The sequence below is a fragment of the Paenibacillus sp. S33 genome, assembly GCF_053615415.1.
Genome location: NZ_JBSIEZ010000002.1, coordinates 257,009 through 269,071, shown reverse-complemented (window position 1 = coordinate 269,071; position 12,063 = coordinate 257,009). Strand labels below are relative to the sequence as shown.

Annotated in this window: 1 protein-coding gene, 2 pseudogenes and 1 CRISPR repeat array; all 3 genes and pseudogenes read right to left on the bottom strand. The window is 42.2% G+C overall.

The features are described 5' to 3' along the window. Positions 1 to 11: 11 nt before the first annotated feature. The 3 genes and pseudogenes from ACWGXJ_RS26280 to ACWGXJ_RS26270 all read right to left on the bottom strand — a co-directional run bounded on the left by ACWGXJ_RS26280 (position 12) and on the right by ACWGXJ_RS26270 (position 11,480). Complete coding sequence (locus ACWGXJ_RS26280) at positions 12 to 8,651, bottom strand: amino acid adenylation domain-containing protein (protein WP_452568126.1); 8,640 nt, start codon at positions 8,649 to 8,651, stop codon at positions 12 to 14. Then, positions 8,644 to 9,552: pseudogene (locus tag ACWGXJ_RS26275) on the bottom strand (aminotransferase class III-fold pyridoxal phosphate-dependent enzyme); the annotation flags it as partial. The gene ACWGXJ_RS26280 and the pseudogene ACWGXJ_RS26275, both read right to left, overlap by 8 nt. 491 nt (positions 9,553 to 10,043) lie before the next feature. Then, positions 10,044 to 11,480 (bottom strand): annotated as a pseudogene (locus tag ACWGXJ_RS26270) (MFS transporter). A gap of 187 nt (positions 11,481 to 11,667) precedes the next feature. Further along, a CRISPR array of direct repeats spans positions 11,668 to 12,031; the repeat unit is 32 nt. Positions 12,032 to 12,063: the final 32 nt, after the last annotated feature.

Below are 12,063 nucleotides of genomic sequence, written 5' to 3'. Positions count from 1 at the left end.
TTAATTCCTATTTATAGATTTTCAATCATGCTTAAAATTTCTTCGATTTCCACTGTATCGTTAAGTCTATTTTTAATACTTTTTGCTATTGCCGAAATTGTAGGACCCATAAATACTTCTTTTAATGCAAATTCTATGTCAAATTCTTTATGAACCCTTGATACAAGATTGGTTGCCTTTAATGAGTCTCCTCCTAATTCAAAGAAGTTATCATTTACTCCAATCTTCTGGACTCCAAGGATTTGGCTCCATATCAGTACAAGCTTCTCCTCAATTTCACCGAATGGTGCAGCATAGTCTACCCCTGTATTAATATTTCCATCAGGGGCAGGCAGGGCATTTCTATCTACCTTGCCATTCGCTGATAAAGGCAGTTTTTCCAACTGTACAAAATATGAAGGGATCATGTAGTCTGGCAGATCTTTGGAGAGATACTCCCTTAATTCCGGTATTGTCAATTCACTTTCTCCAACTATATATGCACAGATGTACTTGTTCCCTTGGGGGTCTTCCCTTGTTGCTGCCACAACTTCTTTTATTGAAGAATGTTTTAGAAGCTGAGCTTCTATTTCTCCAAGCTCTATTCGGTATCCGCGGATCTTAACCTGATGGTCTATTCTGCCCAGGAATTCGATATTCCCGTCAGGCAGCCATCTTCCCAGGTCTCCTGTTTTGTACAGCCTTATCCCCTTTTCTTCTCTGAAAGGATCTTCAAGGAATACATGGGCTGTTTTTTCAGGGTCATTTAAATAACCCCTTCCTACACCTGTTCCAGAGACGCAGATCTCTCCTTTTACTCCGATAGGGCACAGGTTCATGTTTTTATCTGTTATATATAGATTCATATTTTGTATAGGCTTGCCTACAGGAATGTTCTCTCCTTCATGAGCAGCTTCCATAGTATATAGAGTAATATCGTCCGCTGCCTCTGCAGGTCCGTAGGCATTAACTACTTTAGTATTTGGACATAGGTCAAACCATTTCCTTACTATGCCGGATTTTACGGTTTCTCCCGTTATCAGCAAGTAATGAAGTTTTTCCGGTTTATTCCCTGTATTTTCCACATACTCAAGCATTAAAGCAAGGTATGAAGGTACCACCTCAAGGACCGTTATGCCATCTTCTATGATCCGATTCGTAAACCTTGCAACATCCTTTACTATTTCATCTGGATAGATGATAATTTGAGCTCCTATGGTTAGGGCTGCAAAGAACTGCCATACAGATACATCAAAGTATTGAGGCGAGTTCTGGGATATTATGCTGTTGTTAGTTATACAAAGTTCCTTTATTTCCGCATGGATGTGGTTTATCATGCCAAGATGCTCTATCATAGCTCCCTTTGGTACACCAGTTGAACCAGATGTATATATAACATAGGCCAAACTATTTATGTCTATATCTAGATCTAGGTTTTCGCCACTTTCAGCCTCAATCTCTTTTTCACACTGGTCAAGGTATATAATTCGGCCTTTATAGTTCTCACTAAGCTGCTGGGTCACATAATCTGATAAGGTCAACACATAGGCAGCTTTAGATTCCTTAAATATATCAAGCACCCTTTGTGTAGGGTATTTTGGATTTACAGGTATGTAAGCCCCCCCTGCTTTCCATATACCAAGTACCGATTCTACAAATAAGGGTCCCCTCTCCAGCATGACAACTACGGCTTCTTCTCTACCAGTGCCAGCCTTTAGCATGTACCTTGCTATCCTGTTTGCCCTTTGGTTGATCTGGCCATATGTAAATCTACGGCCTTCATACGCTACTGCTATATTGTCTGGACGTACTTTCGTCTGCTGCTCAAACAGGTGGTGTACCGTCAGGTGATGTTCAAATTCAACCTTCGTATCGTTAAAGCCGTATATTATTCGCTCCTTTTCTTCTTGGGATAACATATTGATTTCTGATAGTTTTTTTTCAGGGTTTGAGGTTATCTCTTCAAGGATATTAAAGTAATGCTGAACAAGCCTTTCTACCGTCTCCTTCTTAAACAGACGTGTAGCATATTCCATCCATAATATTATATTATGACCATCTGGTATCAACTGGAATGTTAGGTCAAATTTTGATGTTTTACTTTCAACCGGATATTTGGAATACTTTAATTCACCACGATGTTCCATAATATGCTCATCAGAAGGAACAATATTAAACATAACAGTAAATAAAGGATTTCTGCTTGAATCTCTCTTTACGTTAAGTTTTGTCACAAACTGATCAAACCTGTATTCCTGATTTTCATATGCTTCTAAGGAGCTTTCTTTTACTTCTTCCAAGAACTCAGTAAAGGCCTTATTTCCCTCTGGGAAATTCCTTAATGCCAGGGTATTTATAAACATCCCCAGTATTCTTTCAGTATCAAAATGAGTTCTTGCCGCTATAGGAGTACCAATAATTATGTCTTCCTGTCCTGAGTATTTATACATTAGTGTATTTAATGCCGCAAGAAGTATCATATACACGGTGGCTCCTGTTTGGGAGGAAAGTACATTTAATTTATCCATCAAATGACTGTCTAAATCAAATAGCAACCTATTTCCTTCAAAGCTTTGAAGGACAGGCCTAGGATAATCTGTAGGCATATCAAGGATAGGAATTTCACCCTTGAACCTATTAAGCCAGTATTCTTCCTGCTTTTTGTAAACCTCAGTGCTAAACAAGCCATTCTGCCACTGGGCAAAATCCTTATATTGCACCTCCATTGCCGGAAGGCTTTCACCACTTAATATAGAAACTATTTCATCAAAAGTCCTGATTATTGAAGTTCCATCCGAGACTATATGATGTACATCAAGCAAAAGTATTTGCCTGCTAGCATGGATTTCTATAAGACCTACTCTTATTAAGGGTGCTTTGCTTAAATCGAACGGTCTTACAAATTCATCGATTATTTTCTCTACTCCGTCTTCCTCAGACTCAAAATATTCTATAGTAAAATCAACTTCATCTTGTATCCTTTGCACAAGCTCCCCATCAATCATCTTAAAGGATGTCCTAAATGCTTCATGCCTTTGTATCAATGTTTTTAATGCTCCCCCAAGGGCAACCCTTTCAATCCCACCTTCAAATAAAATTCCCACAGGTATGTTATACCCAATGTTGTTACCCTCAAGATTATTAATGATATACATCATCTTTTGTGCAGATGAGGTTTCATAGTACTCTTTTTCAGAAACTTTAGGTATTCTTTCAAGCTCAGCCTTACCCATATTTAGGGAATCCTGTTCTGAAATCTTTCCCGATTCGTATAGCTTTGATATCATTTGCTCGGAAAGATCGTATATGCTGGAACCCTTAAGAAGTTCTACTATGGAAACAGGTGTTTTAAAGGCAACCTCCATCCTGTTTTTTATTTCGGTGGCCATTAATGAATCCATCCCAAAAACAGTTAGTGGTTGTTTGGTACTTAGATCCTCAGGATTATAACGCAAAACCTTCGCTACTATTGTTTTAATATGCATTTCAACGATATTCTGCCTGCTCTGTATTGGAGATGAAATAATATCCTCCAGGATATCAACATCCACCTTTGATTTATTTATATTCTCTTGTTGTCCTGACTCATCTTGCAAAAGAGTTTTAAGCACATGTGGAGAACTCATGGGTGAGAACCATTTTTCCCCAAACGTTTGCCACGAGAGTATAGGTAGAACCACAGACTGTGCAACAGCTTCTCCAACAAGGTGCTCCATAGCCCTAATTCCCTTTTCTACCGTTACAGATTCTATGGATTTTTGTATATAATACTCCGGATCACGTTCCATAAACCTTGCAGCCATTCCAACCTCTGACCATGGTCCCCAATTGATACTCAGTGCAGGAAGTCCTCTCGATAAACGGTAATGTGCAAGTGAGTCCAAAAAGGCATTCCCAGTTGCATATGCTCCCTGGCCTGGTGAACCAAATACAGAAGCAACTGAAGAAAATAAAATAAAGAAGTCAATAGGCCGTCCCTCTGTCATACGGTGAAGGTTCCATGCACCATTTACCTTAGGCGAAAGGACCCTATAAAAAGTCTCATCTTTACTAACCTCAAGAAATTGATCATCCGTAATACCAGCAGAATGTACAACACCTCGAATAGGAGGCCTTTCTTCCTTATCAAAATCTTTAAAAAATCCAGCAAGCTTTTCCTCATCAGTTACATCCACTGATCCAATATATACTGTTGCCCCCTGGGACTCCAGCTTACGAACAAACTCAATCCTCTCTGCAAGGCTGCTGCCTGGCTCTACATTGTTCCATTCAGAACGTTTTGGAAATTCTCCGCGTCCAAGCAGTACCAGATGTCTTGCTCCCTTGGCAACCATCCACTGGGCTGTAATCATACCTATGCCACCAAAAGCACCTGTAATAACATAACTTCCATCGGGGCGAAGATGTACGGGTACTTGATGCTGCATATCAATCCGCAGTTTATCGATTCTTGCTGCAAGTCTATTCCCATTACGGAAAGCAATTTGGTTCTCTCCATTACCTAAGACTTCTTTTAACAGCATTTCCATTTCACCCGCATTGGCCTCTATGTCAAGGTCTACAAGGCCTCCCCAATTTGAAGGCAACTCATGGTAACCTATGACGGTGCCAAGGCCCCATACCAACGACTGTAAGAATGCAGAATTTGGAGTAGCCCTGTTGATCATTTGGGCTCCTCTTGTAATAACCCACAGCTTAAAATTTAATCCCAGATTTGTGGTTGCTTGTACCAGGTGTTTTAATACAAACAGGTTTTCAAAACAAGCTTTTTCTATAGCTGTATTGCTAACTTCCTGGATCTCAAGGATATTGAGGCTCCACATATATACAATACCTGTTAGCTTCGTTTTAATTTTTGAGAATTCATCAAACAACGCTCTAAGATCCTCAATGCTTCGAGGGTTTATATATATCTCACGCTCTTCATACTGCCAACCAAAATTCTCACCAGGATATACCATAAAGCATTCTTCTCCCCTTTTTTCAAGGAGATTTGCCAGTTCTTTTCCTGCTGCTTTATGATCCACAAAAATAAGCCATGCTCCAGAGTTAGCAGCAGCTGTGCGGGTATCAACTTCTTCACTTTTTAGAAGCTCCCAGTTTATCTCATAAAGATAATCCTTAACTCTTCCAGCATCAGACCCTCCACTATTTCCAAGTTCCTTAGTTCTTATGCCCAGTATTTCGGCGATTAGATTTCCGTCCTCACTATATAGACGGATGTTGGCGTTCAAATTATTATCTTTCCTATCTACCATCTGCGTATGACAAAGCATGACAGGCTCCGGCCTTCCATAAAGCTGCACCCTGTCTATTCCTACAGGTAGGAATGATTGGCCTTCGTTATTTTCATCTTCATTAAGTGGTGCAACTGCCGCAATGGTAACCTGGAAACAGGCGTCCAATACCGCCGGGTGAAGACCGTAGATAGAGCTATCAATCTCCAGTATTTTAGGGATCTCGATCCTGCCAAGAGCTTCGTTATCACCTTTCCATATCTTGTCTATACCTTGGAAATAAGGACCATAATGGAAACCCATTTGATAGAAGGTTTTATAACATACTTCTTTTCCGTATTCTTTGGTACAATTGCCAAGTATTTGAATCAACTCATCTTTAGCAGTGATCTTTATGTTTTGCCGTTTTCTTATTGTGCCGGATGCATTGCATGTCCAAGTCTTATCTTGTCCCGGTATCCTGCTTGAAATCTCGAATTTTGCGGTTTTTGGATCCAAAACCACCTGCACCACAGGTGATACTCCTTGATTTAAAAATAAAGCATTTTCAAACTTTATATCTTCAACTGTATAAAAACCCTCTCCAAAATAGCTTCTGGCACAAGCCATTCCCAGCTCTACATACCCTGCTCCGGGGAAAACTTCTATACCTTGTATTTTATGATCAGAAAGATACGTCATATAGGTAGTATTAAGTTCAATCTCCCATATAGGGCTGGAAGTTTTCAAACGGCGTCCTAAAAACTTGTGCTTATTTTTTCCCTGCCTAAATTCACTTGATTCCTGCGTTTCCATCCAGTATTTATCCCATTGCCATGGATAAAGAGGGAGACTTACAAACTCACCTTGGTACCGGTAAATCTTGTTCCAATCTATAGGGTATCCCAGTGCATATAGATTCCCTAAGTTCTCCAGTATTGAAACCTGTTCGTTTTCATTTCTTTTTATAGAGAACAACTTCTTACCTTCAACGTTTTTAGCTGACAGACAATCAGAAATAGAAGCTGCTAAAACAGGGTGAGGGCCCACCTCAATAAATAAGTTATAATTCAACGAAATCATTTCATACATTGCTGCTTCAAAACGTACCGGCTCTCTTACATTTTTATACCAGTAATGTCCATCACACTCTGTACCCGTCAGCATTTTCCCTGTAACCGTGGAATATATCGGTATCCCGGCAGGCTGGGACTTTATTCCTTTTAATGCCTCCAATAGCTCCTGCTCATATGGTTCCATTTGGTAACTGTGATACGCTACATTGACCTTTAAAAGCCGCGCAAAAACCCCCTTATCCTGCAACTGTTTTTGGATCTGCTCAAGGGCATCAGGATCACCTGACAAAGTTACCGAATTTGGGCTATTGATTGCTGCCATTGAAACACCTTTTATGTTCTCATCCAGCAGGGCCACAACTTCTTTTTCTGGTAAACCTACCGCCAGCATTGTGCCCTTGTTTACTGCTTTTTGCTGTGCACGGCTTCTGTGAATACTTACCAACATGGCATCTTCAAGGCTGTAAATTCCTGCAACATATGTAGAAGCCACTTCTCCAACACTGTGTCCTACCACCGCATGGGGTATAATACCCAAGGATTTCCATACTTCAGTCAAACCCACCTGAACAGCAAAATTGGCAGGTTGAGCAAACTGGGGCTGGTCCAAACGTGAATTCTCCTCATCGGCGAGAAGTTCCTCCAGTAGAGACCATCCAGCATACTGACGTGTAAGTTTATCGCATTTTTCTATCATATTTCTAAACACAGGGTCTTTTTCAAGGAGCTGTCTGCCCATAGCCCACCATATGGGCCCCATACCTGTATATACAAAAACAGCTTTATTGTACTTTCCTGCCTCAACATTTCCCGCAGACATCCCCTGGCGTGCTTGTCCTTTAATATACGCTTCCAGGTTTCCTGCAAGTTCTTCCTTTGAAGATGCCGAAACCGCTAGTCTATAGTCATGATGGGTGCGCTTTTTGCTCATCATGCTTCCAATATCATATAAAGAAATACTTTCTCCACTTCCATTAATAAAATCAACATACTTTTGCGCATAGTTTTTTAGCGCCTTTTCTGAGCGCGCAGATATGGGAATCATATATGGCCATCCGGTATTTACATTAACTTCAGGAGTACCCTCTTTTTGGAGATCTGTAGCTTCCTCCAAGAGGATATGGGCATTTGTTCCTCCAAAACCGAATGAATTTATGCCAACCAATGCGGGTTGCGGCAAAGGCTCCAGGGTCTGAGGAATTCGTATATATAAATCGTCAAAGGGAATTTTAGGGTTTGGATTCTTAAAGTGCAGATGTGGAGGTATTTGCTTATGCTTTATGATTAGTGAAGCTTTTATCAGTGCGGCAACTCCTGCAGCGGCCTCAAGGTGGGCAATGTTTGTCTTAACAGATCCGACAATACACTTTTTATCTTTTGGCCTGTCTGTTGAAACCACTCGTGCTATTGCATTAGCCTCAATAGGGTCTCCAACCGGAGTGCCGGTGCCGTGAGCTTCAATATATGTTATATCTGAAGGTGATATTCCTGCCTTTTTGTATACCTCCTTCATTAAGTTTTCCTGAGCCTGCCCGTTTGGAACAGTAATCCCGTCTGTGTGGCCGTCCTGGTTTACACCCGATCCACTTATTACGGCATAAATCCTATCTCCGTCTTCGATAGCATCTGACAGGCGTTTTAAAACCACAACGCCGGCTCCTTCTCCTCTTGCATAACCGTTTGCACTGGAATCGAAAGTTTTGCACCGTCCATCGGGAGATAAAAAACCACCCTTACTTTCCGCTATGGTATACTCAGGTGTAGCTATAACACTTACTCCGCCTGCTATTGCGAGATTACATTCATTATTCAATAAACTCCCGCATGCAAGGTGTGTTGCAACCAAAGAGCCCGAACACGCTGTATCTACAGACAAACTTGGACCTCTGAAATCATATATATATGAAATCCTGTTGGACAACATTGTCATCATCATACCCGTTGCCGAATGTGTATCTAAACTTTCAACCGATTCGTTTTTAAATTGTATTGCTTGATAGTCAAGGGTGAAGCCCGCTACAAAGACACCGGTATTGGTTCCTGCTAGCTTGGCCGGATCCAAGCCTCCATCTTCCATTGCTTCCCATGATGTCTCCAGCATCAGTCTTTGCTGTGGATCAAGAAAGGCCGCTTCCCTTGGAGAAATACCAAAAAACAAAGGGTCAAACTCATCTATTTTATCTAAAAATCCACCATGACAGGTGTAATGCTTGCCTGGCTTTGATTTGTCAGGATCATAAAACTTTTCTAAATCCCAGCGGCCTTCGGGTAAATCGGAAGTCATATCTTTTCCCGCAGTCAATGCTTCCCAGAACTCCTCAGGCCCCCTTATTCCTCCTGGCAAACGGCATCCTATTCCTATAATGGCGATTTTATCCATAACTTTCGACCTCCAATACTTTATTTATATTCTCTTGAATAGCTTGTCTGATAATTGAACAACCCTGCTGCAAAAGTTCAAGCTCGATGGTTAACGGAGGCATAAGTTTTATAACACTGTCTTTTCTTCCTGCGCTTTCGATGATTAAACCGTTTTGGTAACATTCCTCTACTACTTTTTGCGTGATTCGCTCATCCTCCACATTGGAAAAATCAATACCCCAAATCAAACCTGCACCCCGAATGGTCAGGCCCTTATGTAATGACAAAATCTGCTTGGTTAAATATTCTCTTACAAATGCTTCCTTATATTTCACAGACTGTTCCAAATTATTCATTTCCCAATATTCCAACGCAGCTGTAGCTCCAATGAAAGCAAGCTGGTTTCCCCGGAACGTACCGTTATGCTCACCAGGCTTCCAGACATCAAGTTCCGGTTTCATCAGCAGAATAGACATGGGAAGGCCATACCCGCTGATTGACTTGGAAAGCAGTACAATATCAGGGATCATCCCGGCACGTTCAAATGAAAAGAACGGTCCGGTGCGTCCGCAGCCAACCTGAATGTCATCGCAAATCAGTAGAATACCGTGTCTGTCGCTAAGTTCCCTCAGCCTGAGCATCCATTCGGGTGAAGCTATATTTACGCCGCCTTCCGCCTGAATGGTTTCAAATATAATAGCCGCCGGTTTTTCGATTCCCGAGTGACCGTCGTTTAGAACGGCTTCCATGTATTCAATAGTATCGAATGAGTCAATTGGACTCTCGGAGTATGGGAAAAAGGTAACATCGGATAATGCTATGCCGGAGGAAGATCTTTTCTGAATGTTGCTGGTAACAGCCAGACTCCCCAGCGACATTCCGTGAAATCCTCCCATAAACGCAAATATACCAGTCCGTTTAGTGAATGGCAGTACCAAGATACGGAAAAATTTCTTCCCCAATTACTTCATGTCTTGAGAAATAAGTGATGAGTCTTTCGTATCCGTATTTATCCTTTATGTGTTCTTTTAAAAAGTCCTGATCGATCATGTTTACACTCAGTGATAATACAGTAATATGAAAATAATTCCAATAGGTCATAAGTTCTACTTTACTTGAAATTTTTATCAGGCTGGAAATCTTAAAATGAGAGCAACGTATTATAGCAAGGAAGCCACCTACATTTTTTGAGCGTGTATCGGGTTTGTAGAAGTAAAAAGGTATCCTTCTAATAAAAACTTCTTTAGTTACAGGTTGGTAAGCAATATTATCGTCAACGCTCCACTACCCGCCGGATATATATCGCTAGCTCCAGAAGTTTGGGCTTACCGGACGCGCTGGGGTTATGGCGGCAGCCGCAGGACCGATCGATGAGGATCGGACGGATTGACGCGGCATCAATGCGTCAAAGTCAAGAGGCCGCTGAAGAGCTTTCGTAAGCTTTTTTCTGTTGCGGACGGAACCACGAGGCAGCAAGAGCGAGTAGAGAAGTCCCTATTAGTGCGATGATGACCCAGCGGTAACCGTGAATGACGAAAGCAAAATCAACGGCAGAAATCACATTGTTCTTTCCGGAATACAGCACGTTCTTCAGGTGGGCTGGCAGCGCTGCGCCGACGATGGTTAAAGAAAGAGCCGTACTCAGCACTTGACCCAAGTTATATAGCATGGACCGCAGTCCATTCGCCACCCCGCGGCTTTGCTCCGGAACGCTTGACATGATCTCCGTCGTATTGGGGGTAAGGAATAAACCGGTCCCGACCCCGATTAACAACATGCCGCAAGCGGTGACCCCGTAAGAGAAATTTCCACCGACCACGAATAGGAGTAGTAGTAGTCCTGCTATAGAAATAAGAATTCCAAGTGAGGCCAGAACTCGAATGGCCGCCTTCTTAGTCAACATGCCAGCAATCGGAGAAATGACCAACATCCCTATCGTAATTGGAAGGATCCTTAGACCGGCATTAAGCGCGTTTTGGTGGAAGGCAAATTGGTAATAGAGAGCGAAGAGCAGAGCAACCGCCGTACGGGCAAAAGAATTAAAGAATGTAGCGATGTTCCCCATACTGAACGTCCAGCTTTCAAAAAGGCTTAAATCTAGTAGAGGTGATGCTGAACGATGCTCATGCCATAAAAATATAGTAGTAAATATGGCGAATATCGCAAAACCTCCGATCACCTGCTTGTCTCCCCAGCCCAGTTCTCCCCCCTTGGATAAAGCAATGATTAGACCCGCTAAAGCGACAAAGATCATGATGCCTCCATATCCGTCCACTTTTTTATGGAGCTGCGCTAGGGGCTTCACCCTTAGAATCCAGAGCCCCCAGATGAGAGCAATGATCCCGAAGGGAACATTAGACCAGAACACCCACCTCCAGCCTCAGGCGGTCGTGACCACGCCGCCGACGACCGGGCCAAGCACCTGCGCGACGGAAGCGGACAATAAATTCAGACCGAGACCGGTGCCCAGCTGCGATTGGGGAAACGCATCGGTAATCAGCGGTGTTGTGTTCGTCACTACGAGCGCTCCTCCGGCAGCCTGTACGATCCGAAGAAGGATTAGTACCTCTACATTAAAAGCATAACCGAGTAGTAAACTGGATACGGTAAAGATGGCCATTCCTATTAAATACATTCGGCTTCTTCCGAAAATATCCGAAATTTGTCCGAAGATTAAAATCAGGATAGTGTTTACCAGCATATAGGAAAGTAAAATCCAGCTGGAAGCAGCCGCATTCGCATGAAATTGCTGGCTTAATTCCGGCAATGCGACATTAAGCGTTCCGATATTGACCAGAACCAGGAACGCTCCGAGACTGGTTACAGATAAGACATACCAGGGGTACATCCTATCGGACTTGGGACTTCTCTTTTGGGTCATAGAGACCAACCTCCTGAAATAAAAAAACGACCCCTGGAACCTGATAAATCCAAGGGCACATCTCCTTTGGGTTCAAACTTCAGCAAAGGCAGAAATGATTTCCTGTTGTACGCTACAATAGAGATAAAAGCTCTTGGATACGTAGTTTTTTGCTGTCGCACTCTATATGAGTGTGTGGATTGAAATTTCGACATAATGGCCTCCTAGAGTTTTAGTTTTTTGGTCGCACTCTATATGAGTGTGTGGATTGAAATACGCCACCGTTGCCATAGTACGGATTGGAGCTAAGTCGCACTCTATATGAGTGTGTGGATTGAAATAATTATGTACGATGTTGCTGATCAGTTGTATAAAAAGTCGCACTCCATGTGAGTGCGTGGATTGAAATAAAATTATCGGAAGTATACAGAAATACAATGCAAGTCGCACTCCATGTGAGTGCGTGGATTGAAATCAATCTTGGACCGATATACACAAGATGTTGATGTCGCACTCCATGTGAGTGCGTGGGTTGAAGTAATAAGCTCGTCCCTCTTTTGAAGATTCTATT

Bases quoted from the DNA above. Each gene is read 5' to 3' on its own strand.
- ACWGXJ_RS26280 (WP_452568126.1), bottom strand. From the start codon at position 8,651: ATGGATAAAATCGCCATTATAGGAATAGGATGCCGTTTGCCAGGAGGA.